This is a genomic window from Salipiger sp. 1_MG-2023 (genome assembly GCF_030547555.1).
GTDB lineage: Bacteria > Pseudomonadota > Alphaproteobacteria > Rhodobacterales > Rhodobacteraceae > Salipiger.
Genome location: NZ_JAUOQN010000010.1, coordinates 72814 through 96615, shown reverse-complemented (window position 1 = coordinate 96615; position 23802 = coordinate 72814). Strand labels below are relative to the sequence as shown.

27 protein-coding genes are annotated in these 23802 nt (G+C 65.4%); 13 read left to right on the top strand and 14 right to left on the bottom strand.

Annotated features, from left to right (window positions below):
- Positions 1 to 91: 91 nt before the first annotated feature.
- The 4 genes from Q4543_RS07375 to Q4543_RS07360 all read right to left on the bottom strand — a co-directional run bounded on the left by Q4543_RS07375 (position 92) and on the right by Q4543_RS07360 (position 2724).
- Positions 92 to 883: an ABC transporter permease gene (locus tag Q4543_RS07375; protein WP_303437171.1), complete on the bottom strand. Its 792-nt coding sequence runs from the start codon at positions 881 to 883 to the stop codon at positions 92 to 94.
- Positions 880 to 1596 (bottom strand): ABC transporter ATP-binding protein, encoded by a 717-nt coding sequence (locus Q4543_RS07370; RefSeq protein WP_303437169.1) that lies wholly within the window; start codon positions 1594 to 1596, stop codon positions 880 to 882. The genes Q4543_RS07375 and Q4543_RS07370 overlap by 4 nt, the downstream gene beginning before the upstream one ends.
- Positions 1593 to 2342: an ABC transporter permease gene (locus Q4543_RS07365; RefSeq protein ID WP_303437176.1), complete on the bottom strand. Its 750-nt coding sequence runs from the start codon at positions 2340 to 2342 to the stop codon at positions 1593 to 1595. Before Q4543_RS07365 ends, Q4543_RS07370 begins: the two co-directional genes overlap by 4 nt.
- A gap of 178 nt (positions 2343 to 2520) precedes the next feature.
- Positions 2521 to 2724, bottom strand: a complete 204-nt coding sequence (locus tag Q4543_RS07360; protein WP_303437167.1) for a hypothetical protein — start codon at positions 2722 to 2724, stop codon at positions 2521 to 2523.
- A gap of 204 nt (positions 2725 to 2928) precedes the next feature.
- On the opposite strand from Q4543_RS07360, the gene Q4543_RS07355 reads away from it, so the two are divergent.
- The 8 genes from Q4543_RS07355 (at position 2929) to pqqE (ending at position 9048) form a co-directional block, all read left to right on the top strand.
- The gene (locus Q4543_RS07355; RefSeq protein WP_303437166.1) at positions 2929 to 4473 is read left to right on the top strand and encodes a HAMP domain-containing sensor histidine kinase; all 1545 of its coding nucleotides are present in this window, start codon (positions 2929 to 2931) and stop codon (positions 4471 to 4473) included.
- Positions 4474 to 4482: 9 nt separating this feature from the next.
- Positions 4483 to 5163: a response regulator transcription factor gene (locus Q4543_RS07350; protein ID WP_303437164.1), complete on the top strand. Its 681-nt coding sequence runs from the start codon at positions 4483 to 4485 to the stop codon at positions 5161 to 5163.
- Between the two features lie 78 nt (positions 5164 to 5241).
- Positions 5242 to 5724, top strand: coding sequence for an acyl-CoA thioesterase (locus Q4543_RS07345; protein ID WP_216003598.1), 483 nt, complete (start codon positions 5242 to 5244; stop codon positions 5722 to 5724).
- A 116-nt stretch (positions 5725 to 5840) separates the two neighbouring features.
- The gene (gene pqqA, locus Q4543_RS07340; RefSeq protein WP_040384855.1) at positions 5841 to 5933 is read left to right on the top strand and encodes a pyrroloquinoline quinone precursor peptide PqqA; all 93 of its coding nucleotides are present in this window, start codon (positions 5841 to 5843) and stop codon (positions 5931 to 5933) included.
- Positions 5934 to 5960: 27 nt separating this feature from the next.
- On the top strand, positions 5961 to 6857 hold the full coding sequence (pqqB, locus tag Q4543_RS07335) for a pyrroloquinoline quinone biosynthesis protein PqqB (RefSeq protein ID WP_303437162.1): 897 nt from the start codon (positions 5961 to 5963) through the stop codon (positions 6855 to 6857).
- The gene (gene pqqC / locus Q4543_RS07330) at positions 6854 to 7600 is read left to right on the top strand and encodes a pyrroloquinoline-quinone synthase PqqC (protein WP_303437160.1); all 747 of its coding nucleotides are present in this window, start codon (positions 6854 to 6856) and stop codon (positions 7598 to 7600) included. Before pqqB ends, pqqC begins: the two co-directional genes overlap by 4 nt.
- Positions 7597 to 7872 carry a pyrroloquinoline quinone biosynthesis peptide chaperone PqqD gene (gene pqqD / locus Q4543_RS07325; protein WP_303437159.1) on the top strand — a complete coding sequence of 92 codons (276 nt, stop codon included), beginning with the start codon at positions 7597 to 7599 and terminating at the stop codon, positions 7870 to 7872. The genes pqqC and pqqD overlap by 4 nt, the downstream gene beginning before the upstream one ends.
- A gap of 66 nt (positions 7873 to 7938) precedes the next feature.
- Positions 7939 to 9048, top strand: a complete 1110-nt coding sequence (gene pqqE / locus Q4543_RS07320) for a pyrroloquinoline quinone biosynthesis protein PqqE (RefSeq protein ID WP_303437157.1) — start codon at positions 7939 to 7941, stop codon at positions 9046 to 9048.
- A gap of 90 nt (positions 9049 to 9138) precedes the next feature.
- Here the strand turns inward: pqqE and Q4543_RS07315 are convergent, their stop codons facing one another.
- From Q4543_RS07315 to Q4543_RS07295, 5 genes are all read right to left on the bottom strand, one after another.
- A complete protein-coding gene (locus tag Q4543_RS07315) occupies positions 9139 to 9504 on the bottom strand; it encodes a YbaN family protein (protein ID WP_303437155.1) in 366 nt (121 codons plus the stop codon).
- 74 nt (positions 9505 to 9578) lie between these two features.
- A complete protein-coding gene (locus tag Q4543_RS07310; RefSeq protein WP_303437154.1) occupies positions 9579 to 11861 on the bottom strand; it encodes an FdhF/YdeP family oxidoreductase in 2283 nt (760 codons plus the stop codon).
- A 274-nt stretch (positions 11862 to 12135) separates the two neighbouring features.
- Positions 12136 to 12498: a YncE family protein gene (locus Q4543_RS07305; RefSeq protein ID WP_303437151.1), complete on the bottom strand. Its 363-nt coding sequence runs from the start codon at positions 12496 to 12498 to the stop codon at positions 12136 to 12138.
- Positions 12482 to 13033 (bottom strand): SRPBCC family protein, encoded by a 552-nt coding sequence (locus tag Q4543_RS07300; protein WP_303437150.1) that lies wholly within the window; start codon positions 13031 to 13033, stop codon positions 12482 to 12484. The genes Q4543_RS07305 and Q4543_RS07300 overlap by 17 nt, the downstream gene beginning before the upstream one ends.
- Positions 13030 to 13521, bottom strand: coding sequence for a DUF3280 domain-containing protein (locus Q4543_RS07295; protein ID WP_303437148.1), 492 nt, complete (start codon positions 13519 to 13521; stop codon positions 13030 to 13032). Before Q4543_RS07295 ends, Q4543_RS07300 begins: the two co-directional genes overlap by 4 nt.
- 190 nt (positions 13522 to 13711) lie before the next feature.
- Here Q4543_RS07295 and Q4543_RS07290 point away from each other — a divergent pair, with 190 nt between their 5' ends.
- The 5 genes from Q4543_RS07290 (at position 13712) to Q4543_RS07270 (ending at position 18061) form a co-directional block, all read left to right on the top strand.
- Positions 13712 to 14896, top strand: coding sequence for an ABC transporter substrate-binding protein (locus tag Q4543_RS07290; protein WP_303437147.1), 1185 nt, complete (start codon positions 13712 to 13714; stop codon positions 14894 to 14896).
- A gap of 9 nt (positions 14897 to 14905) precedes the next feature.
- Positions 14906 to 15874, top strand: a complete 969-nt coding sequence (locus Q4543_RS07285) for a YVTN family beta-propeller repeat protein (protein WP_303437146.1) — start codon at positions 14906 to 14908, stop codon at positions 15872 to 15874.
- 118 nt (positions 15875 to 15992) lie between these two features.
- Positions 15993 to 16955 carry an ABC transporter substrate-binding protein gene (locus Q4543_RS07280; protein WP_303437145.1) on the top strand — a complete coding sequence of 321 codons (963 nt, stop codon included), beginning with the start codon at positions 15993 to 15995 and terminating at the stop codon, positions 16953 to 16955.
- Positions 16956 to 17005: 50 nt separating this feature from the next.
- On the top strand, positions 17006 to 17620 hold the full coding sequence (locus Q4543_RS07275; protein WP_303437175.1) for an ABC transporter ATP-binding protein: 615 nt from the start codon (positions 17006 to 17008) through the stop codon (positions 17618 to 17620).
- 12 nt (positions 17621 to 17632) lie between these two features.
- Entirely contained in the window at positions 17633 to 18061 is a 429-nt protein-coding gene (locus Q4543_RS07270; RefSeq protein ID WP_303437144.1) for a hypothetical protein, read from the top strand.
- Between the two features lie 97 nt (positions 18062 to 18158).
- Here Q4543_RS07270 and Q4543_RS07265 read toward each other — a convergent pair whose 3' ends face one another.
- From Q4543_RS07265 to Q4543_RS07245, 5 genes are all read right to left on the bottom strand, one after another.
- Positions 18159 to 19829 carry an amidohydrolase gene (locus Q4543_RS07265; protein WP_303437143.1) on the bottom strand — a complete coding sequence of 557 codons (1671 nt, stop codon included), beginning with the start codon at positions 19827 to 19829 and terminating at the stop codon, positions 18159 to 18161.
- 70 nt (positions 19830 to 19899) lie between these two features.
- Positions 19900 to 20922 (bottom strand): extracellular solute-binding protein, encoded by a 1023-nt coding sequence (locus tag Q4543_RS07260; RefSeq protein ID WP_303437142.1) that lies wholly within the window; start codon positions 20920 to 20922, stop codon positions 19900 to 19902.
- A 44-nt stretch (positions 20923 to 20966) separates the two neighbouring features.
- Positions 20967 to 21770: an ABC transporter permease gene (locus tag Q4543_RS07255; protein ID WP_303437141.1), complete on the bottom strand. Its 804-nt coding sequence runs from the start codon at positions 21768 to 21770 to the stop codon at positions 20967 to 20969.
- A complete protein-coding gene (locus tag Q4543_RS07250; protein ID WP_303437140.1) occupies positions 21763 to 22680 on the bottom strand; it encodes an ABC transporter permease in 918 nt (305 codons plus the stop codon). The genes Q4543_RS07255 and Q4543_RS07250 overlap by 8 nt, the downstream gene beginning before the upstream one ends.
- A gap of 3 nt (positions 22681 to 22683) precedes the next feature.
- Entirely contained in the window at positions 22684 to 23784 is a 1101-nt protein-coding gene (locus Q4543_RS07245; protein WP_303437138.1) for an ABC transporter ATP-binding protein, read from the bottom strand.
- Positions 23785 to 23802 lie beyond the last annotated feature (18 nt).

The window sequence follows — 23802 nt, the reverse complement described above, 5'->3', positions numbered from 1 at the left end:
CCGATAGGCGGCAGGTTTTGCTGGGCATGGGCTTAACACTCCCTTTCAGGGGCAGAAAGCCCTGTTTGCGCTGTTAGCGCCGCAGGATGGTCTATCCCTTGCGTCGCCGCGTCATGCCATGGGCCGGATCATATCCCAGCACCGCAGCGCCAAAGAACAGCGCAAAGCTCAGGCAGACCCAGAGCAGCGCCCAGAGGTTGGGGTGCAGATACAGCGCAAAACGGATCAGCTCGACCGCGTGGGTGAACGGATTCCACGCGCAGATATCGCGCAGGAGCTGCGAGCTTTCCGCCATCTTCCACAGCGGGTAAAGCGCCGTCGACAGAAAGAACATCGGAAAGATGACAAAGTTCATCACCCCCGCGAAATTTTCAAGCTGACGGATGGTCGACGAGATCAGCAGCCCCAGCGCCCCCAGCATCAGCCCCGACAGCACCAGCGCCGGCAGCACCGCCACATAGCCCCACGGTTCCAGCGTGATGCCAAAGCCCGCCGCCACCGCAAGAAAGACATAGACCTGAAGGATCGACACCAGCGCCCCGGCCAGCAGCTTTGACAGCAGCAGCCACCAGCGCGGCAGCGGCGAGGTCAGCAGCAGCCGCATCGAGCCCATTTCCTGATCGTAGACGAGGCTCAGCGACGATTGCATGCCGTTGAACAGCTGGATCATGCCGCACAGGCCGGGCACGATATAGACCTCGTAGGTGATGTAGGTCTGGTAGGGCGGGATGATCGACAGGCCAAGCGCGGCGCGAAACCCCGCCGCGAACACCACCAGCCAGACCAACGGGCGCACCAACGCCGCCAGAAAGCGCGAGCGCTGGCGCACAAAGCGCATGGCCTCGCGGCGGATGATCGCCAGCATGGCGACAAGATAGATCATGTCAGCGCCTCCGAGGCGGTCATCTCGATGAACACATCCGCCAGCGGGCGGCCCGCGCGCAGGGTTTCCGCGCGCTGATGCGCCAGAACGCGGCCCCGGTGCAGCACCACGACGCCGTCGCTGTCGTGGATCTCGTCGACCAGATGCGTCGCCCACAGCACGGTCAGCCCCTGCCCTGCCAGCCCGTGCACATGATCGACGATCCCTTGCCGCGACTTGAAATCAAGCCCCACCGTCGGCTCGTCGAGCAGCAGCACCTTGGGGTCGTGAATCAGCGCGCGGGCGATTTCCATGCGGCGGCGATGCCCGCCATTGAGATCGCGCGCCCGCTCGTTCGCCCGCTCGGCCATGCCAAGCTGCTCGAGCGCGCGCGCGGAGCGGATCGACGCCTCGCGCCCGGCAATGCCATGCAGCGCCGCGAAATAGCGCATGTTGGCGGCAACCGACATGTCCAGATCCAGCGTCGGTTGCTGGAACACCACGCCGATCTGCGACAGCGCGGCGCGCGGGGCGCGGGCCATGTCCTGACCGGCGATGCTGATCCGCCCTTCACGGGTGACGAACAGCCGGGTCAGCAGGGCGAACAGCGTGGATTTTCCGGCGCCGTTCGGCCCGAGCAGCGCGGTGAACCCCGGCATCAGGGCAAAGCTGACCCCATCGAGCGCCCGCTTGGCGCCGTAGGCATAGCCAAGATCGCTGACCGTCAGGGTCATGTCTGTCTCCACCGGCTTGCGCGCCGTTCAAGGGGTTGCAGCGCCAGCCATTCCACCGCCAGCATCACCGCGATGAAGCTGAAGGCGTAGACCAGCACCATCGCCACGTCGAAGAGCTGAAAATACAGGTGGATCTGAAAGCCGACGCCGTTGGACCGGCCAAGGAATTCCACCACCAGCACGATCTTCCAGATCACCGCCACGCCTGAGCGCGCCGAGGCGGTGATGAACGGCGCCAGCTGCGGCAGCACCACGTGGCGCATCCGGCGCAGGAACGGCATCCGGTAGATCCCCGCCATGGCATCCAGACCGGGATCAAGCGCCCGCGCGCCCTCGCGGATCACCGTCGCCACGTTGGGGATCTTGTTGAGCGTCACCGCCACGATGGCGGCGGTCTCGGTCAGGCCGATCCACAGGTAGCACAGCACGATCAGCACCAGCGCCGGCAGGTTGAGAAACACCACCAGCCATGGGTCGAGCCAGCGATCGAGCCGCGGCAGCCGCCCCATCGCCAGCCCCAGCGCGATGCCCACCGACATCGCCAATCCGAACGAACAGACCACCCGCATCAGCGTCATGCCAAGGTGAAACCCCAACTCGCCGCTGCCAAGCGCGCGCAGAAAGGCGGGCAGCAATTGCCACGGTTGCGGCAGCACGCTGGCGTCATCGCTCAGCGTTGCGGCAATGATCCAAAGCGCGGCAAGGCCACCCAGCGAAACCGCCGTGCCAAGGCCGCGTGATGCCATCTTCGCTGTCGACAAGCAAAGATCCTCCCTTCCTCCGAAGGAGGATGCTGATGCCAAGCTGGGGGATAGGTCAACCGCTGCCAAAGGGGCATATCGCCGGGGCAGCCATCAGGGTCGGGAAGCGGCGTTTCGGGGCAGTATCACGCGGCCGGCCCTCCCAAGGGCCGCGTGATCGGGGTCAGGCGTCGTGCTCGCCGGGGCGCAGGCTGCGGCATTTCCAGCCGGACACGATATGGCGCGGATGCGACTCGGACCATTTCGCCAGTTCGGGCTGCGCGCCCATCATGCAGGCCATCGGGCTGATATCGGTGAACAGCAGGCTGCGTTCCTGACATTGGTCGGGGGCCATCGACAGGCAGGTGACAAAGAGAAGTTCGATCATGCTAGCCTCAGGGGTCTGGTTGACGTAGAGACGTTAAGCGTCACCCGAAAATTTCAAAAAAGGATGTACGATGCCTGCGGGGCCTGCTGCATCGCAGCAAGATACGTTGAATTTGCTGAAGCATGCAGCAATTGATTGAAAACTGGGCAGATCAGGAACAGGCGTGGCATTGACCCTCCTGCAAGGCATGGCTTGGAAACCGACGTGCGCGCGTTCAGCCTGAAGGCCCGTCTGGGGCTGGCCTCTGCCGCGCTGGGGCTGGCTGCGCTGCTGGCGGCGGGTCTGCTGGTGGCGGGCATGGCGCAGGTGTCGACACGGCTTGACGAAGCGCTTGGCGCGGAACGGCGGCTTCAGGGCTATGCCGCGCTGTCGACGCAGGTGTCGACCTTTCTGGTGGTCGCAACCGAGATGGTGCAGACCGACACCCTCGCCGAGACCCGCGCCGCCCGCACCGACGATCTGGCCGAGACGGTGCGCCAGAGCTTTGCCCACCTGCGCGCCGGGCTCGACAGCGAGGTCACGCAAGCTCAGGGGCTTGATGCGCAATCGCGCCGGGCCACCCAGTCGCTGGCCATCGCGCGGATGGAGGCGCTGTTCCGCAGCTCGCTCTCTGGACTTTTGGGCGCGGGCGACAAGGCGCGGCTGCGGGCGCATCTCGATACCTTTGCAGCAGGATTCGAGCCGCTGCTGGGAGAAGCGGTGAAAGAGGAAACCCGCCTTCGGGCCGACATTCTTGGCGGCATCGACCGGCTGCGCCACTGGCTGACGCTGCTGGCGCTGGCGATCGGCGCGGCGGCACTGCTGCTGGCGCTTGGCGTGTATTTCGGGCTGGTGCGCCCGCAATTCGCCCGGCTTGATGCGCTGTTGGGCGCAGCCCGGCGTATCAAGACCGAGGATTTCGCCGTCGCCCTGCCCGAGGGGCGCGCCGACGAGATCGGTCGCCTTGCCGCCGAGACCAACCGCATGGCCCGTGCGCTTGCTGCGCGGGCCGAGGCGGTGGCGCAGGATCGCGCCGATCTGAACGACACCATCGCCGCGCGCACCGCCGCGCTGAGCGCCGCCAACACCCGGCTGGAGCGCGCCGACGAAGACCGCCGCCGGTTCTTCGCCGACATCTCGCACGAGCTGCGCACACCGCTGACGGTGATCCTGATGGAAGCGCAGCTTGGCAGGCAGGGGGCCGAGCCGCTGCCCTCGTTCGCCACCATCGAAGCGCGCGCGCAGCGGCTGAACCGGCGCATCGACGATCTGCTGCGGGTGGCGCGCTCGGAAACCGGGCAGCTGGCGCTGGACCCGGCGCCGGTGGATCTTGCCGCGCTGCTGGCCGAGGTGGCCGCCGAAACCAAGGCCGAGCTGGCCTCGGCGGGCATGACACTGACGCTGAGCCCGGCGCCGCTGAGCGTGACGGTGGATCGCAACTGGCTGCGGCAGGTGCTGGTCGGGCTGCTGCGCAATGCCATCCGCCACGCCCGCAGCGGCGGCGCGGTGACGCTGTCGGCGACGGCTTCCGGCGGCATGGCGCAAATCGAGGTGAGCGACCTTGGCCCCGGCATCGCGCCACAGGATCAGGCCCGGATCTGGGACCACTTCGCGCAGGGCGGCAGCGGCAATGCGCAGGGCTTTGGCCTTGGCCTTGCGCTGGCGGCCTGGGTGATCGAGGCACAGGGCGGCACGATTTCCGTGACCTCTCCGGTTGCCGATGGCCGGGGCACGCGGATAACGACTCGCCTTCCGCTGACGCCGCGATAAGCTGTGCCCATGACCCGCGCGCCCCGCCTTCTCGTGATCGACGACGACCCGGAAATCCGTTCCGCCCTTGCCCGCGGGCTGGGCCTGCATGGCTACGCGGTCGAGGCCGAGGCCCGCGCCGACACCGCCCTGCCCCGCCTGCTGTCGGGCAAATACGACGCAGCGGTGATCGACGTGATGCTGGGCGAGGACAGCGGCATCGAGCTTGTGCGCCGCGCCCGCCAGCACGGCGCCAGCCTGCCGGTGGTGATGCTCTCGGCGCTGTCGGATGTCGATCACCGCGCCGAAGGGCTGGAGGCGGGGGCCGACGATTACGTGATCAAACCCTTTGCCTTCGACGAGCTGGTCGCACGGCTGAAGGTACAGCAACGCCGCGCCGCCGCCCTGCGCCCCGCTCCGGCGCAGCTGTCATCCACAGACCAGACGCTGACGACGCAGACCCGCAGCGTTCAGCTGACCGACCGGGAATTCGCGCTGCTGGCGCTGCTCTCCGAACACGCGGGCACCGTGCTGCCCCGGCAACAGATCCTTGAAACGCTTTGGGGCCTGGAGCCGGCCTCGGACAATGTGGTGGATGTCTATATCGGTTACCTGCGCCGCAAACTCCGACCTGCCTGCGATTTCGGCTTCGAGATCGTCACCGAGCGTCATCGCGGCTTTTGCTTGAAAGGCACCGCCCCCCGGCGCTAGGCCGCACCGAAAGCGCTTGCCCTGCAAGCCATTCACATCCTATCGAAATTCCGTGACCTCACAACAGGAGCCCCGCCAATGGACCCCCGCCAGCTAGACATGACCGTGCTCATGACCCCGGACATGGCCAATTTCTCGGGCAAGGTGCACGGCGGCGCGCTGCTGAACCTGCTCGACCGGGTGGCCTTTTCCTGCGCCTCGCGGTTTTCCGGCTGCTATGCCGTGACGCTGTCGGTGGATCAGGTGACCTTCAAGCAGCCAATCAACGTTGGCGAACTGGTGACGTTCCGCGCCGCGGTGAACCACGCCGGGCGCACCTCGATGGAAATCGGCATCCGGGTCGAGGCCGAAGACATCCGCAAGGGCACCCGCCGCCACACCAACTCGTGCTATTTCACCATGGTCGCGGTCGACGAGTCCGGCAAGCCGAAGGCAGTGCCCGAGCTGAAGATCCTTACCGAGGCCGAAGCCAAGCGCAATCGCGCCGCAGCGATCCGGCGCAAGCTGCGCCGCGAGTTTTCGGAAGAGTTGAAAAAGGCCGCCGAAGGCCCACATCCCTGAACGAGGTGCCGACCAAGGTCTTAGCCCCTCTTACAATATAAGACTCGCGCACCCTGCCTTGAATTTGGCAGTCTGCCAGATACGAAACCCCTGTCTGAACCTGAGGAGGAAAGACGATGGCCTGGACAAAACCCGTTATCCGCGAGATCGAGTGCGGCATGGAAATCAACATGTACGGCCCCGAGCACGACGACGGCGTCCTGTTCTGATCAAACGGCGCGCGCGGGAGACGTAGCATGACCATCCGCGCGCGTATCCTTGGGGCAGCGGCCGGCGGCGGCCTGCCGCAATGGAATTGCGGCTGCCCCAATTGCAATGCCGCCCGGGCGGGCGAGATACCGCCCCAGACGCAAAGTTCGCTGGCGGTTTCGGCCAATGGCACGGATTGGGCGATCCTGAACGCCTCGCCGGACATTCGCGCCCAGTTGGCGGCCACGCCGGAATTGCACCCGACCGGGCTGCGCGACATGCCGCTGACCTCGGTGCTGGTGACCAATGGCGACATCGACCATGTGGCGGGCCTGCTGACGCTGCGCGAAATGCAGCCCTTTGCCCTGTTTGCGACGCCCGGCATCCACCGGGTGCTGGCGGAAAACCCGATCTTCAACGCCGTCAACGCGGCGGTGGTGCCGCGCAAGCCCATCGCGCTGGACACGCCGTTCGAACTGGCCCCCGGCCTGAGCGCGACGCTGTTTGCCGTGCCCGGCAAGGTGCCGCTTTATCTCGAAGGCGAGACGGTGCAGACCGACGTGATCGGCGAGCAGACCGTTGGCGTGGCGCTGCAAGCGGGCGGGGACACCGCCTATTATATCCCCGGCTGCGCCCTGCTGCCGCAGGATCTGCGCGCGCGGCTGAATGGCGCCAGCCTTGTGTTCTTTGACGGCACGCTGTGGCGCGACGACGAGATGATCCGCGCCGGGCTTGGCCAGAAAACCGGCAAGCGGATGGGCCATATGTCGATGAGCGGCGAAGACGGCTCGCTTGCCGCCTTTGACGGGCTGAGCATCGGCCAGAAGGTCTATGTGCATATGAACAACACCAATCCGGTGCTGCGCCCCGGCGCGCCCGAACGAGCGCAGGCCGAAGCTGCGGGCTGGACCATCGGATGCGACGGCATGGAGGTAACCTCATGAGCCAATCGCGGCAGGATTTCGAAGCCCGGCTGCGCCAGATCGGCGCGGAGCGCTATCATGACAAGCACCCGTTCCATCACCGCCTGCACGGCGGGCAGTGCACCCCGGACGAGGTGCGCGCATGGGTGATCAACCGCTATTATTACCAGCATTCGATCCCGATCAAGGACGCCGCCTTCATGTCCCGCGTCGAAGACCCGGACCTGCGCCGCATCTGGCGGAGCCGCATCGAGGATCACGATGGCACCGAGCAGAACGAGGGTGGCATCCGCCGCTGGCTGCGCCTTGCCGATGCGGTGGGGCTGGATCGCGATTACGTCGCCTCGCGCCGGGGCGTGCTGCCGGCCACCCGTTTCGCCGTCGATGCCTATGTGCGCTATGTGCGCGACAAGACGCTGCTTGAAGCGGTGGCCGCCTCGCTGACCGAGCTGTTCGCGCCAAAGATCCACGCCAACCGCATCGAAGGCTTGCTGGCCCATTACGATTTTGCCGATGACAGCGCGCTGAGCTATTTCCGCAACCGCCTGAACGAAGCGCCCAAGGACGTGGCCTTTGGCCTTGGCTGGGTGCTTGACCATGCCGATACGCAGGAAAAGCAGGACATGGCCGCCGCCGCTCTGACCTTCAAGACCGATGTGCTCTGGGCGCAGCTCGATGCGCTTTGGGGGGCCTATGTCGAACAGCGCATCCCCCCCGGCGCGTGGCAGCCGCACGAAGGGCTGGCGCGCGGCAGGGCCGCATGATGCAGCCCGAGGCGATTCCGTTTCTGCCGCGCGGCGTGCGCATTCACCGCGATACCGTGCGCGACACATGGGTGCTGCTGGCCCCCGAACGCACAGTCACGCTGGACGAGATCGCCCATGCCATCCTGTCCGAGGTCGACGGCCGCAAGAGCCTGCAAGACATCACCGCCAGCCTCGCCGCCCGCTATCAAGCGCCCGAAGAGCAGATCGCCAAGGATGCCGCCGGGTTCCTCGGGGCCTTGCACGATCGCCGCTTTGTCGATCTTGCCTGAGGCCGCACACTCGATTTTCAGATCCGCGCCGGTCCTGTGACCGGCGCGTTGCAAGAAGGCCAAGCCATGACCAAGCCACGCCCGCCCATCGCGATGCTGGCCGAGCTGACCCACCGCTGCCCGCTCGCCTGTCCCTATTGTTCCAACCCGGTCGATCTTGCCCGGCAAGACAGCGAACTCGGCACCGCCGACTGGGTGCGCGTGTTCACCGAGGCGGCGCAGATCGGCGTGTTGCAACTGCACCTGTCGGGTGGCGAACCCGCCAGCCGCCGCGATCTTGAAGAGTTGGTACAGGCGGCACGGGAGGCGGGGCTTTATACCAACCTCATCACCTCCGGGATCGGGCTGTCGCAAAAACGCCTGCAGGCGCTGGATGCCGCCGGGCTCGATCATGTGCAGCTGAGCCTGCAAGGCACCACGCCCGAAATGGCCGACGAAATCGGCGGGTATCGGGGCGGCTACGCCCGCAAGATGCAGGTCGCCGAGTGGATCGGGCAGATCGGCTTTCCACTGACGCTGAACGCGGTGCTGCATCGGCGCAACCTGCACCAGCTGCCCCGCGCCATCGAGATGGCCGTCGAGATGGGCGCGCGCCGCATTGAGGTCGCCACCGTGCAGTTCCACGGCTGGGCGTTGAAGAACCGCGACGCGCTGATGCCCACCCGCGCGCAGGCCGCCGAGGCGACGCGTATCGTGACCGAGGCCCGGCGCGCCCTGAAGGGCAAGCTGGTCATCGATTATGTGCCCGCCGATTACCATTCGGATTATCCCAAGCGGTGCATGGGCGGCTGGGGCTCGACGGGGCTCAACGTCGCGCCCGACGGGTTGGTGCTGCCATGCCATGCGGCGCAAACCATCCCGCACCTGCGCTTTGACAATGTGAAAAACCGCAGCCTTGCTGACATCTGGGAAAACGGGGCAGCATTCAACGCCTATCGCGGCACCGACTGGATGCCCGAGCCCTGTGCGTCCTGCGATCGCAAAGAGGTGGATTTCGGGGGCTGCCGCTGTCAGGCGATGGCGCTGGCCGGGGATGCAGGGGCGACCGACCCGGTCTGCGTTAAATCTGCGCATCATGTCGATCTTCAGAGCCGCGCCGATGCCCATGCGGCGGCGGAGGCTGCGCTGATCTATCGCACGGCCCCCGGTAAGCCCGCCAAAGAGCCTGCGCAATAGTGCCATCGGCAAAGGTCGAGGGGGGCCAGCCCCCCGCGCTACGCGCCCCCCCGGAGTTTATCTTGCAAGATGAAGATCGGGCGCGGCGCGTTAGCTGCCTTGCTTCGGCAGCGGGCGGGTGAGGATGAATATCGCCGCGCCGCCCATGGCAACCCCCTGAAACAGCAGCGCCTGCCACGGCAGCCCCAGTGCAAGACTGATGGCGAATACGCCGCCCATGGTGCCCACCGCGAGCGTACGTGCCCGCGCCGAGATTGCGCCCTCGGCATGCCAGTCGCGGATCATTGGCCCAAAGACACGGTTGCGCAGCAGCCAGCGGTGCATCCGTTCGGACCCACGCGCATAGCAGAAGGCGGCGAGCAGCACCAAGGGCGTGGTCGGCAGCAGCGGCAGCGCAATGCCCAGCACCCCGAGCGCCAGTGCAAGCGAGCCGCAGATGATCCAGAAAATGCGCAAGAGTCCTCCGCGCGGGGAAGCGCCCCGGTGTGCCAGAGTAGCGCCCGCAAGCGGCGCGGGAAAGGCCTCATGCGTCATGGAACGATCCGCACCGGGGTGCCCTTGTAGGCGGGCGTGGCCGAGTTTTTTTCGTGATAGCCTAGCGGCACAAGCGGGTTCAGTTCCGGGTAATAGCCCGCGATGCAGCTATCCGGCAGATCATATGGGGTGACCGTCAGCCCATCGATCCGGCGGTGGATTCCGTCCTCCACAAGGGTTTCAAGCGCCACCTGCTGCCCCTCGGCAAGGCCGAGCCGGTCGATTTCCGCGCGGTTGATCAGCACAACCATGCGGCTGCCCTTCAGCCCGCGCAGCCGGTCGGAAAAGCCGTAGATCGTTGTGTTAAACTGATCGTTCGAGCGCAGGGTGATCAGGGTCATGCCCGCACCAGGGGCCTGCCCCAGCGCCGACAGGGTGGTTGGCGCGGTGAATTGCGCCTTGCCGCTGTCGGTCTTCCAAATGCGCTCGCGCGCCGGGTTGCCGCGATAAAACCCGCCCGGCTGCATCAGGCGCTGGTTGAACTGCGCGAAATCATCCGGGAAGGTCGCCTCGATCAGATCCCGCACGAGATCGTAATTCGCCGTCCACTCACGCCATTTCAGCGCCGGGTTCGGATCGAGCGTCGCCTCGGCCATGCCCGCGACGATGGCCAGTTCGGATTTCACCGTGTCAGACGGCGGCTCGGCCTCGCCAAGCGAGCCATAGATATGGCTGAACGTGTCCTCCATCGACACCGCCTGTTCGCCGCCTGCCTGCCTGTCGCGATCGACCCGCCCGAGGCAGGGCAGGATATAGCTCACCTCTCCGGGCATCAGATGCGAACGGTTGAGCTTGGTCGCGACATGAACGGTAAGACGCAGACGCGGCCAAGCCGCTTCCAGCCGCTCCCGGTCGGGAAGCGCGCGCAACAGGTTGCCGCCCAGCGAGATCACCGCCTTGACCTTGCCATCAAGGATGCCTTCGCAGGCATGCACCGCGTTAAGCCCGTCCTGCTCGGGCGCGTCGATGTCAAAGAGCTGTTTCAACGTGTCCGCCGGCATATGCGCGGCTTTCTCGCCAACCCCGACGGTGCGCTGCCCCTGCACGTTGGAATGGCCGCGCACCGGCGAAATCCCTGCCCCGAGCTTGCCGATATTGCCGCGCAGCAGCAGCAGGTTGACCAGCATCCCAAGGTTGAGCCAGCCGTTCACATGCTGGGTCAGCCCCATGCCATAGATGCCGATGCTGCGCCCGGCTGACAGATAGACATCGGCGGCCTGTTCGATCATGGCGCGGCTCAGGCCGGACTCGCGCTCGATCTCGGGCCATGTGGCGGCGTGCACCGCCTTGAGCATCGCGTCGATCCCTTGCGTGTGCTGGGCGATGAATTCGTGATCAATGGCGCCCGGCATGGCCTCTTCGACGGCCAGCACGCATTTGATCAGCCCTGCCATCACCGCGATGTCGCCGCCCGGCTTCACCTGATAATAATGCCGAGACATCTTCGTCGCCGGGGCCAGCGTCATCTGCGCCGGGCTTTGCGGATCGGCGAATTCGATCAATCCCCGCTCGCGCACCGGGTTGAAGGTCACGATCCGGCAGCCCCGGTCCACCGCCGCCTTGAGGGTGTGCAGAAAGCGCGGCGAATTGCTCCCGGTGTTCTGACCGAAAAAGAAGATCGCATCGCAATGGTCGAAATCCTCAAGCGTGCAGGTGCCGACCGGCGTGCCGATGAAGGTCTTGAGGTTCACCGAGGTCGTCTCGTGACACATGTTCGAACTTTGCGGCAGGTTCTGATGCCCCATGGCGCGGGCGAACAGCGCATAAAGATACGACGCCTCCAGCCCGGCATGCCCCGATGCGTAGAACACCGCCTGCTGCGGATCCATGGCGCGCAGCTCGGCGCCGATGGCCGCAAAGGCGTCGTCCCAGCTGGTGGCAACATAGCGATCCTGCGCCACATCATAGCGCAACGGCTCGGTCAGCCTCCCGGCGCTTTCCAGATCGTGGTCGTGCCAACCTTTCAGCTCCTCGAGCGTGTGATCGGCAAAGAACGCCGCGTCGGCGCGCCGCCGGTCCAGCTCCCACAAGGTCGCTTTGGCACCATTCTCGCAGAATTCCACCGGACCGGGCTTGGCGGGCTTGGCCCAGGCGCAGGACGAACACATCGCCCCTCCCGGCTTGTTCAACGTTCCAAGAATCTTCATCGCCACAGCCGACGGCTTTGCCTCGCCAGCGATCTGTGCAATGCCCTCCAGCGACCCCCAGCCGCCCGCTGGCGCTTCGTCATAAGGGGTATCGGGATCCTGCTGCGTGGCGGAGTGGCGATAAACAGTCATCGGGCGCGGTCCTCGTGGCAAAGCAAAGCTATAACGCGCCGCATGCACATCCGTTCCGATACCGGGCGCGGCCCCGGCCTTCTTCTGGCCTGAAATATCCCGGGGGGAGCGCATCGCGCGGGGGGCAGCGCCCCCCTGCACCGCCAGCCGTCAAGAACCCGCCATATCCACCTTGGTGCAGGCGGGGATGCCGCTGACGCAGCGCTGTGCGCGCGCACAGCACCTCAGGTTTACCGCACCTGCGCGGCAAGTCGCATCAACAGCACAACGGCTTTCATGGCGGATCCTCCATCAGGAAGACCCGCGCATTGTACCAGTCGGAAACGAACAACCGCCCCCGCGCCGCATCGAAGACCGCCCCGATCGGGCCGCCATCCAGCACCTGCGATGCCAGCAGCGCGCCCTCGGGCGACCAGCGCCGCACGGTCTTGTCGCCCGGCGAAACCGTATAGATCGCGCCCGGCGCAACAGCGACCCCGGCCGGCTTTCCGGGCACCTCCCAGCGGGCGATTTCAGCCTGCGACACGGTGTCGACGACGCTCAGCGCATCACCGGTCTGGCAGGTCACAAAGGCGAGGTCGGCGCTGGCGGGCGCCAGTGCCAGAACCAGCAGCCCTGCGCTAGGATGCAGGCGCACCAAAGGTCTCGACCAGCGCATCCAGCCCCGCCTGATAGACGGCGCTGACCGCCGCAATGGCCGCCTCGTCGTTCAGCTCGGGGGGCGGATCGTTGTTGGGATAGCCGCGATAGAACGCGCCGCGCCATTCCACCACCGATCCGCCGCCATCGCGCGGCGTCACCGTCAGGTGCGAGCTGTAATTGGTCACCGGCAGCACCTCGACCGCCACATCGGTGATGCGGTAGCTATACGACATATTCTCGGCGGAATATTTGTAGAGCACCTCCTCGATCCTTGGCCCCTCGCGACCGGCATCGCTCAGATACAGGCTGCGGGTGGCGTCGATGTCATTGCCCCCCTGCCCCTCCTGCGAGACCACCGCCGGGTGCCAGCCCATGTCCTGAAAATTGCCGATGATCGCCCAGACCTCGGCCGGATCGGCAGAGACCTCGGCGGTCAGCGTGATCTTTTGCCGGGTCGGCCCATGCGCCAGCGCGGCGCCCGGCAGCAGTGCAAGCACCGCCCCCGTGGCCAGCAAGCTTCGTCTGTTCATTCGTGCTCCTCCCTGAAGAACGTGTTGCGCAGGATGTACTCCATGCCCCGCCGCCAGCTTTCATCCGTATTGCCACGGATATCGACGACGCGGCCTTTCACCATCTCGCCCGTGGATGCTGCGCGCATCTGCAGGTTCATCGACAGGATCAGGTTCGACACTTTCTGCACCTCTCCGACGAGGCTGAAATCGGCGCCCAGTTCGGCCGCCATGCGGGTGTCGCAGCCATAGCATTTCGCCGGGTTCATCACCCCGTCGAGCTTGCCCTGAACCGGGGCCAGATCGACCAGATCGTAGCCCGCGGCGCTAAAGCGATCGCGCACCATCTGCGTCAGCATCGCAAGGCGTTGCAGCTCTGCCGGGTCCTGCCCCAGCTCCTGCGTCTGAAGGCTGTCATCGAGATAGCTCAGCCCGAAGAACGCCACCTTGCCACCCGCCACGGCGGGCATGGCAAGGCTCATCAGTACCAAGGTCAAACGGGCAAGCATCGGCGCCTTCTCAGAAATTAAGACTCGCGTCCAAAGGTGCCCCCGCTACCCTCAGTCTCGCAACCGATCCGGAAGTATCGGTTCCGAAGTCGCCCGGGGAGGGGCAGGCTTCGGGGCCTCGGGCCGGGCGACTTCGCCGGTTTCGGGCAGGCACAAGGACGCCCCGCAACAGGGGCGATGGGAGGAGACATTGCAGACAAAAGCCCTGCCGCTGCTCGCCGCGGCGTTTGCTGGCATTGCCTTTGGCGCTCAGGCGCTCGACATCCGGGCCGGTGTGCTGCGGGTCGATTACCCCGCCCTGCTGCCGATCTCGCGCTATGACAACCGCCCCGATGATCTTGCCTTTGCCGGGGCCATGCTGGCCGACGAGGACAACGCCACCACCGGGCGCTTTCTCGGGCACAGCTATGAAACCGTGACCGCCAGCGCCGCCCCCGACATGGCGATGGCGGCGCTCGAAGAGATGCTTGGCACGGGCATCCGCTACGTGGTGGTGGATGCCAAGGCGCCCGAGATCGCGGCGCTGGCCGAGCGCGCCGCGCAGGATGGTGCGCTGATCTTCAACAGTCGCGCCCCCGACGCGGCGCTGCGCAGCGAGGCCTGCCGCGCCAACCTGCTGCACATCGCCCCGTCCGAGGCCATGATGGCCGATGCGGTGGCGCAATTCGCAATCTGGAAGCAATGGAAACGCTGGTTCCTCGTGTCCGGATCGAACCCCGCCGACCGCGCCTTGGCCGACGCCTACCGCCACGCGGCGCAGAAATTCGGCGCGACCATCGTCGAAGAGCGCATTTTCGAAGACACCGGCGGCGCGCGGCGCACCGATTCAGGCCATGTTCTGGTGCAGCGCCAGTTGCCGACCTTTCTGCAAGGGGCCGAGGCGCATGACGTGGTGATCGCCGCCGATGCGACGGATTATTTCGCCGCGTACCTGCCCTTTCACCTGTGGACCCCGCGCCCGGTTCTGGGCAGCGCCGGCTTGCGCCCGGTTGCCATTCACGGCGCGCATGAAGCCTGGGGCGCGACCCAGTTCCAGAACCGCTTCGAGACGCTGACCCGGCGCCACGTGATGGACGAGGATTTCAACACATGGCTTGCCCTGCGCGTTCTGGGCGAGGCGGTGACGCGCACCTCCTCGAATGACCCGGCGGTGATCGAGGATTACGTGCTCTCGGAAGATTTCGAGCTGGCGGCTTTCAAGGGGCAGAAGGTGACCTTCCGGCCATGGAACGGCCAGCTGCGCCAGCCGATCCTGCTTTATGACGGGCGCATCACCGTCAGCGTCTCGCCGCAGGATGGCTTTCTGCACCGGGTCTCGCCGCTCGACACGCTCGGGCTGGACGAGCCGGAATCCAACTGCACCGCATTCAAGTAGGACACAAAGATGAAACTGATCCTGACCGCCGCGCTTTGCCTTGCAGCCTCGGGCGCGCTTGCCGGCAAGGCCTTTGTCTCGAACGAGCGCGGCAACACCATCTCGGTGATCGACACCGACACATGGAGCGTGATCGAGGAATTCGACGGCGGCAACCGCCCGCGCGGCATCACCCTGTCGCCCGATGGCACGCTGCTGTATGTCTGCGCCTCGGATGACGACACGGTGCGGGTGTTCGACACGCTCAGCTACGAAGAGCTGTATACCCTGCCCTCGGGGCCAGACCCCGAGCTGTTCGTGATCCACCCGACCGGCTCGCCGCTCTATATCGCCAACGAAGACGATAACCTCGTCACGGTGACCGACACGCAGACCCATCGTATCCTGGCCGAGGTCCCGGTGGGCGTGGAACCCGAAGGCATGGCGATCTCGCCCGACCAGCAATGGGTGGTGAACACGTCGGAAACCACCAACATGGCGCATTTCATCTGGACGGCGGATTACCAGATCAAGCACAATGTGCTGGTCGATCAGCGCCCACGCTACGCCGAATACAGCGCCGACGGCACGCGGCTGTTCGTGTCCTCGGAAATCGGCGGCACGGTGAGCGTGATCGACATCGCACAAGACGGCACCCCGACCCTGTCGCAAAAGATCAGCTTCGACGTGCCCGGAGTGCTGCCGGAATGGCTGCAACCGGTCGGCGTGCGCATCACCCGCGATGGCAGCCGCATCTTCGTGGCGCTGGGTCCGGCCAACCGCGTCGCGGTGATTAACGGCCAAAGCCTCGAGGTTGAAGATTACATCATGGTCGGCCAACGGGTCTGGCAGATGGCCTTTACCCCGGGCGAAGATTACCTGCTGACCACCAACGGCAATTCCAACGACATCACGGTGATCGACGTGGCGAAAGAAAAGGCCATAAAGTCGATCCCGGTGGGCCAGCAACCCTGGGGCGTGGTGGTCACCCCGGACTGAGGGCCCCCAAGTGCGTTTCGACCGGGCATCCGTCTGCGCCTTTGGTCGGGTGGACAGCCGCCGCGCTGTCGGCAAGATGCAGGCGGGACGGCGCAAGCCGGTGGGAGGAAACAGACAAATGCTGAACCGACTCGCTTTGAGTATAGCCGCGCTGTGCCTTGCGGGCAGCGCCCTTGCGCAGGATCTTCCGGTGATCCGCGCCGCCACGCTTCAGATCGGCACGGTGAACTGGGAACTCTCGACGATCATCGACAACGGGCTCGATGAAAAGCACGGCTTCAAGCTGGCGATGCAGCCCTATGCCGACAATGGCGCCACCCGCATCGCGGTTGAAGGCGACGCTGCCGACATGGCCGTTGCCGACTGGATCTGGGTCGCCCGCCAGCGTGCCGAGGGCAAGGACTACGTGGTGATCCCCTATTCCCGCGCCGTCGGCGCCGTGGTGGTGGCGCAGGACTCGCCCGCCCAGACCCTCAAGGACCTTCAGGGCGGCAAGATCGGTATCGCAGGTGGCCCGCTCGACAAATCCTGGCTGATCCTGCGCGCCTATGCCCGGCAGGAAGAGGGTTTCGATCTCAAGGCCGACACGGAACAGGTCTTTGGCGCGCCGCCGCTGATCTTCAAATCGGCGCTTGGCGGCGATTACGCGGGCGCGATCAACTTCTGGCATTTCCTCGCCAAGATGAAAGCCGCCGGGATGCGCGAGCTGATCTCGGTCGAGACCGCCGCCACGGCGCTTGGCCTCGATCCCGACGTGCCGCTGCTGGGCTACTACTTCAAGCAAGGCTTCCTCGACGCCCATTCCGGCCTTGCGCAGGCCTTCTACGAGGCCAGCCGCGACGCCAAGGACATGCTCGCCGATGCCGCCGCATGGGATGCGATCCGCCCACAGATGAACGCGGCCAATGAGGCCCAGTTCGACCAGCTGCGCGGCGACTGGCTGGCCGGTGTCCCCGCGCGCGGGCCGGTCGACGCGGCGGCCGCAGATAGGCTGCTGGCGCTGATGGGGGAACTTGGCGGCACAGAGCTGGTCGGCAAGGCATATCACGTCCCCGCTGGCCTGTTCGCAGAGGTACAATGACCCCCGATCCGCACCACCCTCAGGCGATGACGCCCCCCCGCAGCCTGCATATGGACAGACCGCCGCTACAGGCTGAGATCCGCGCCAAAGGTTTCGGGCCGGTGCAGGTGCTGCGCGACATCGTCTTCACCGTCGCCCGCGGCGAGACCGTGGCGCTGGTCGGGCCCTCGGGCATCGGCAAGTCGACGGTGCTGCGCATCGTCGCCGGGCTCGATCGCGACTTCGATGGCAGCATCCGCCGCCCCAAGCGCATCGCCATGGTGTTTCAGGAACCAACCCTGCTGCCATGGCGCAGCGCGGCCCAAAACCTGACGCTGATCCACCCCGCCCTGACCGGGCGCGCGGCGAACGACATGCTGGCCCGTGTCGGCCTCGCGGGGCGCGGTGATGCTTTCCCCCGCGCGCTGTCGCTTGGCCAGCAACGCCGCCTCGCGCTGGCCCGCGCCTTTGCCGGTGCCCCCGAATTGCTGATCATGGACGAACCCTTCGTCTCGCTCGATCAAGACCTCGCCGACCAGATGTTGCAACTGACGCAAGAGCTGATCGCCGAGCACCGCCCCGCCACCCTCTTCGTCACCCACGCCAGATCCGAGGCCACCCGCCTCGGCGCCAGGGTTCTCGAACTGCGCGGCAGCCCTGCCACGCTCGTTCCCCACCTCGTCTGAAGGATCCCAGCCATGAAATCAGCCCTTCTCGCCGCCGCTCTGGCACTCGCTGCCCTGCCCGCCGCCGCCCATGATTTCGGCTTCGCCGGCGTGCTGTCGAACTCCAACAAGGAAGACATGCCCGAGATCACCCTGTCGGTTGGCAAACCCCTTGCAGACGCTCCGATCACACTGAAATCCGGCACGCTCTACGAAGTCGAAATCACCGCCGATGGCTCGGGCGAGCTGGGCCTCGAAGGCTCGGGCTTCTTCCGGGCGATCTGGATCAACGAGGTGGTGATCAACGGGCTTGAAATCCGCCCCTTCGGCCTTGAATCGGTAGAATTCGACGAAGCCGGCACGATGGAGATCGAATTCCTCGCCATCAAGCCCGGCCGTTATGAACTCAAGATCCCCGGCTCCACCGGCGAAAGCCAGCGCGTCGAAATCACCATCCAGTAGCCGCGCTCACAGAATAACGCGCCGCGCCCCCCTTCATCTTGCCAGATAAACTCCGGGGGGGGGCGCGATAGCGCGGGGGGCTGGCCCCCCTCTGCCCTCAGGGCGCGCGCGAAAACGTCACCACCCCGTCGCAGATCGTCAGACCCGGCGCGATGCTCTCGATTGCATCGGGCGCAACCGCTTCGATATCCCCGTCCAGCATCACCAGATCGGCCAGCATTCCCGGCCGCAACATCCCCTTCTCGTCCTCGCAGAATTCAACCCATGCCCCGGCGCGCGTATAGGCCTCCAGCGTCTCGTGCAGATCCAGTGCCTCGTCCTTGAGCCCCTCGGCCCAAGGCTTGCGGCAGACCGCGCATTTCACCGTCAGCATCGGCGCGAGCGGCACCACCGGCCAATCGGTGGAATAGACCACCCGCGCGCCGCTCTCCTTCAGCGAGCGCACCGGAAAGCCGCCCGGCCAGCGTTCGCGCCCAATCCGCGACAGGTACAGCTCGGAGCCGAACAGCCCCGCCCCCGGAACGTGGACGGGCTGCATCGAGGCCACCACACCAAGCGCTGCGAACCGCGGCAGATCCGCGGGGTGCAGCACCTCGATATGCTCGATGCGGTGGCGGCTGTCGCGCCGCCCGTTCACGCAAGCCGCGTTCTCATAGGCATCCAGAACCATGCGGATGCCGCCATCGCCGATGGCATGGATCGCCACCTGAAAACCCAGCCGGTCGGCCTCGGCCACCGCCGCGTTCAGCGCGTCCTGGCTGAACAGCGGATCACCGTTTTCTTCCGGCGCATCACCATACCCACCAAGGAACACCGCCGTGCCGCTTTCGGTCACACCGTCGATGAACATCTTGACGAAATCCGAACGCAGCTTCGAGCCGGTGAACCGTTCACGCCAGCGTGCCGCGCGGCTGGTGAATTCGCTCAACTCGGTGAAATTCTTGCAATGGAACGGCACGCGGACCCGTACCGGCAAGCCGATCTCGCGGTCGATCTCTTCAAGAAGCTCCAGCGTGTAAAGGGTCCCGTCCATGTTCTGGATCGAGGTCACGCCGTTCTGCGCACAATAGGCCAGCCCGCGCCTGAGGATCTCGCGATCGCTCGCCCGCTCGGCCTCCGTCACGCTTTCTGGATCGCCCCCCGTGGCCATGCCCAGCCCCTCGCGCCAGCCGGTTGCAGAGAGCGAGCGTACCGGCGCCATCGCATCGGCCTCGCGCAGCTCGCCGGTTGCCTGCCCGTCCTCGCCCATGACGATCTCGTTGCCCACGGGCAGCGCCCGCCCCTGCAGAATACCCCCCGCCTTCAGCGCCGCCGTGTTGCACCACGAGGTATGGTTGTCAAAGGCGGTCATCACGAAGGGCCGGTCCGGCAGGATCTCGTCAAGCACGTGGCGGGTGATCGCCACCCCCTCGCCCAGAATCGAATAATCGGTAAACTCGGCGCAGAGCAGGAATTCGTCCGGGTGCTCGGCGGCATAGCTGCGCACCGCATCGCGCAGCGCATCGACGCCCTTGATATGGGTAAGGTCCAGATGCGCCAGACCGACCGCGCCGATGAAAAGATGCAGATGGCTGTCGTTGAACCCCGGCAGCACCGTGCGACCCTGTGCGTCGATGATCCTGGTGCCCGTGCTCGCCAGTGACAGCAGGTCTTCGCCGCCCACCGCCAGAACGCTGTTGCCCGCCAACGCCACCGCGCTGGCGCGGGGGCAGTCGTCGTCCATGGTCAAGACAGAGGCATTGTGAATCAGGATCGAAGGCACGCTCATCAAGATCTCTTTCGTCTAGGCAAACGGGCCGCCCGACAAGGCGACCCGCGATCAGTGCAGCAAGGCCGCCTTACTTCATCAGTTCGGTCCAGATCCTTGTGTAAAGCTGGTTCACCTCGGGCGCGCAGGGCGGCAGGAAATGACCGGCGGCTTTCAGCTCCTCGGGGATGACGATCTCGGGCGCCTCGCCCATGTCCTCGGGCATGAACGCCTCGGAGCCCATGATACCGTTGGCATAGCGCGCGAAAGACGACAGCATCGCGGCGTTCTCCGGCTCCATGATGAAGTTCAGGAACAGCTTGGCGTTCTCGACATTGGTGGCATCGGCAAGGATGGCGGCGTTGTCCATCCACACCGGGTAGCCTTCGGCGGGGTAGCCATAGGCGATGTCAGGGTTCTTGGCCCGCGCGCGGAAGGAGGCGCCGTTCCAGTTGACCCCGGCGGCGATGTCGCCGGCCGCGAAGTTGTCGATGTTGCCGTAATCCATCGACAGCCATTTGGGCTTGGCCGCGACCAGCTTGTCACGCACCTGCTTGAGCACCGTCAGATCCTCGGTGCAGGCCTCGCCGCCGACGTTGTAGATCGTCATAGACATCACGTCCGACATTTCCGGCACGACGTTGATCTTGCCGACCAGTTCCTCGGGCGGATCGAGGAAGATGTCGCTGGTGTTGATATCGCCGTCATAGACCGAGGTATTGACGGTGATGCCCGTCGTTCCCCATTGCCATGGCACCGAATAATGCCGACCCGGATCGAATGCCACATCGACCCATTTCGGATCGACGTTCTTGAAATTCTCCATCTGGTCGGGGCGGCTTTCCATCAGCAGCCCCTCGCTGATGAAGATCGGCATCGACGAATTGGTCGGCACGACGATATCGAATCCATGCCCGCCTTGGCGCACCTTGGCCAGCGCGGTGTCGTTGGAATCATAGTCGGTGATGGTCACCTTGACGTCGAATTCCTGTTCGAACTTCTCGATCAGCTCGGGGCTGGTGTAATTGCCCCAGTTGAAGATGTTGAGCTCGCCCTCGGCATGGGCGGCGCTTGCCACAGCCAGCGCGGCGGTGGTGAACAGCAGTTTTTTCATGTTGGTTCTCCATGTTGGGATCGCGGGCGTCTGTGCGCCCGTCTTCAGGTCTTCTTGCGGTTGCTCAGCAGATAGAACAGCACGATCAGCACGATGGACAGCATCAGGAAGGCTGTCGAGATGGCGTTGATCTCGGGGGTGATGTTGCGGCGCAACTGGCCGAGCATATAGGTGGGCAGCGTGTCCTGCCCGGCGGATTTGACGAATTCGGTGATCACCACATCGTCCAGAGAGATGACAAATCCCAGCATGAACCCCGCGATGATCCCCGGCAGCAGCAGCGGCAAGGTGACATGGGCAAAGGCCTGCCAGCGGCTGGCGTAAAGATCGGCCGCGGCGGCCTCCAGCGTGGTGTCCATCCCCGACAGCCGCGCCCGGATCGGCATATAGGCGAAGGGCACGCAAAACGCCGCGTGGCTGAGGATCAGGTAGCCCAGCCCGGTGTAACCGGTCCAGACCTTGAGCTTGCTCACAAGGATAAGCAGCGCCACGGCGGTGACGATCTCGGGCACCATCAGCGGCACGGTGAACAGCATGATCTTGGCATCGCGGCCCCGGTAGCGGTGGGTGCGCGTGGTCGCCACCGCCGCCAGCGTCGCCACGAATGTCGCCAGCCCCGCCGCCGCCACCGCCACCTGCAACGAGCGGATCGAGGCGTCGATCACCTGCTCGTTCTGCGCGGCGGCGACGAACCAGCGCAGGCTCAGCCCCTGCATCACCGCAATGGAGTCGCCCGCGTTGAACGAGAACACCACCAGCACCGCAATCGGCAGGTACAGCGCCGCAAAGCACAGCAAGGCCATGATGCCAAAGCCCGGCAGCGAGCGCGTGTCGAAACCCTTACGCATTGTCGCCCCCGCTGCGGTCGTTCTTCTGAAAGATCACAAGGCCGATCATCACCAGCGCCACCAGCGCGATCGACAGCGCCGCCCCCAGCGGCCAGTTGCGGCCCGCGCCGAATTGCAGCTCGATCAGGTTGCCGATCATCAGGTTGGTGCCACCGCCGAGCACGCGCGGGATGACATAGCTTCCAAGGCAGGGAATAAAGACCAGCGTACAGCCCGCGATCATCCCCGGTTTCACCAGCGGGATCAGCACCCCGGTCAGCGCCTTGCGGCGGCTGGCATAAAGATCATAGGCCGCCTCCATCAGGCGGAAATCGAATTTCTCCATGGTGGAATACAGCGGCAGCACCATCAGCGGCAGGTAGACATAGGTCATCCCCGTCAGGATGGCGAAATCCGAATAGAGCAGCTGCACCGGCGCGTCGGTCAGCCGCAGCTTCATCAGCACCACGTTGACCAGCCCTTCGGCGCGCAGCAGTTGCTGGATGGCAAAGGTGCGGATCAACAGGTTGGTCCAGAACGGCACGGTGATCAGCAACAGCAGCAGCCCGCGCGCCTTTGGCCCCCGGCTGGCCATGTAATAGGCCGTCGGAAAGCCGACGATCAGACACAGCAGCGTGGTGATCCCCGACAGCTTGACGCTGCGCCACAGGATCGTCAGATGCGCATCGGCGATGGACACGGTATCGTCGAAGATATCCCGTTCGAACAGGACGTTGAACCAGCCCTCCCCCGAGAACTTCCAGACCACGTCGCCATAGGGCCCGGCCTCGAGAAAGGAATAGACCACCACGATCAGCAGCGGCCCGACCCCGCCAAGGATCACCACGAGCATCGCGGGCAGGCTCAGCCACCAGCGCCGCCGCACATCGGCGCGGCGCAGCGAGACTTCCAGATCGGTAAGGCTCTGCATCGCTCAGTCCCTCAGCACGCGGGTGGCCGACGGGGCCAGCGCAACGCCGACCGTCTCGCCCTGCTGCGGCAGCGCCCTGCCATCGGCGGCGTTCTGGCGGCGCAGCACCAGCGCCGCGCCGCCCGGCAGGCGCAGGTGGAAATGCGTGTCGGTGCCGAAATAGACCACCTGTTCGATGAACCCGCTCAGCGGTGCCTCCGGCCCGGCAAGGGTGCAATGTTCGGGGCGCACTGCCAGCGTCACCTCGCTGCCCGCGCTGACGGCATGGGGGCATTGCGCCTCGATGGTCACGCCGCCGGGCAGCACGACATGGGCGCAATCGCCGTCCTGCCGGATGACACTCCCGGTCAGCAGGTTGGTTTCACCGATGAAATCCGCCACGAAGCGGTCGACCGGGTGGTTGTAGATCTCGTGCGGGCTGCCGACCTGCCGTAGCGCGCCGTTCGACAGCACGGCGATGCGGTCGGACATGGTCAGGGCTTCTTCCTGATCGTGGGTGACAAAGACAAAGGTGATGCCGGTCTCGCGCTGCATCCGCTTCAGTTCGATCTGCATGGTCTTGCGCAGCTTCTGATCCAGCGCCGACAGCGGCTCGTCCAGCAGCAGCACCTTGGGGCGCGGTGCCAGCGCCCGCGCCAGTGCGACGCGCTGCTGCTGCCCGCCCGACAGCTGCGTCACCAGCTGATCGCCCCGGCCCGACAGCTGCACCAGTGCCAGCATGTCTTCGACGGTATCGCGGATCTCGGGGCGCGGCCTGCCCAGCATCTTCAGCGCAAAGCCGATGTTCTGCGCCACGCTCAGATGCGGAAACAGTGCGTAATTCTGGAACACCGTGTTGACCGGGCGCTGGTTCGGCCCAAGTCGTGAAATGTCGCGCCCATCAAGCAGGATTTCGCCGCTACTCGGGGTCTCGAACCCGGCGAGCATCCGCAGGATCGTGGTCTTGCCGCAGCCCGATGGGCCAAGCAGCGTGAAGAACTCGTTCTGCCGGATCGTCAGGTCTATGCCCTCGATCGCCTTGAAAGTGCCGAAGAATTTCGCCACGCCGGCCAGCGTGACCGCGCTCAATACCTTGCCTTCGCCCATATCGCTAGAGTCGCGCATCCGGCGGGATCCTTTCAA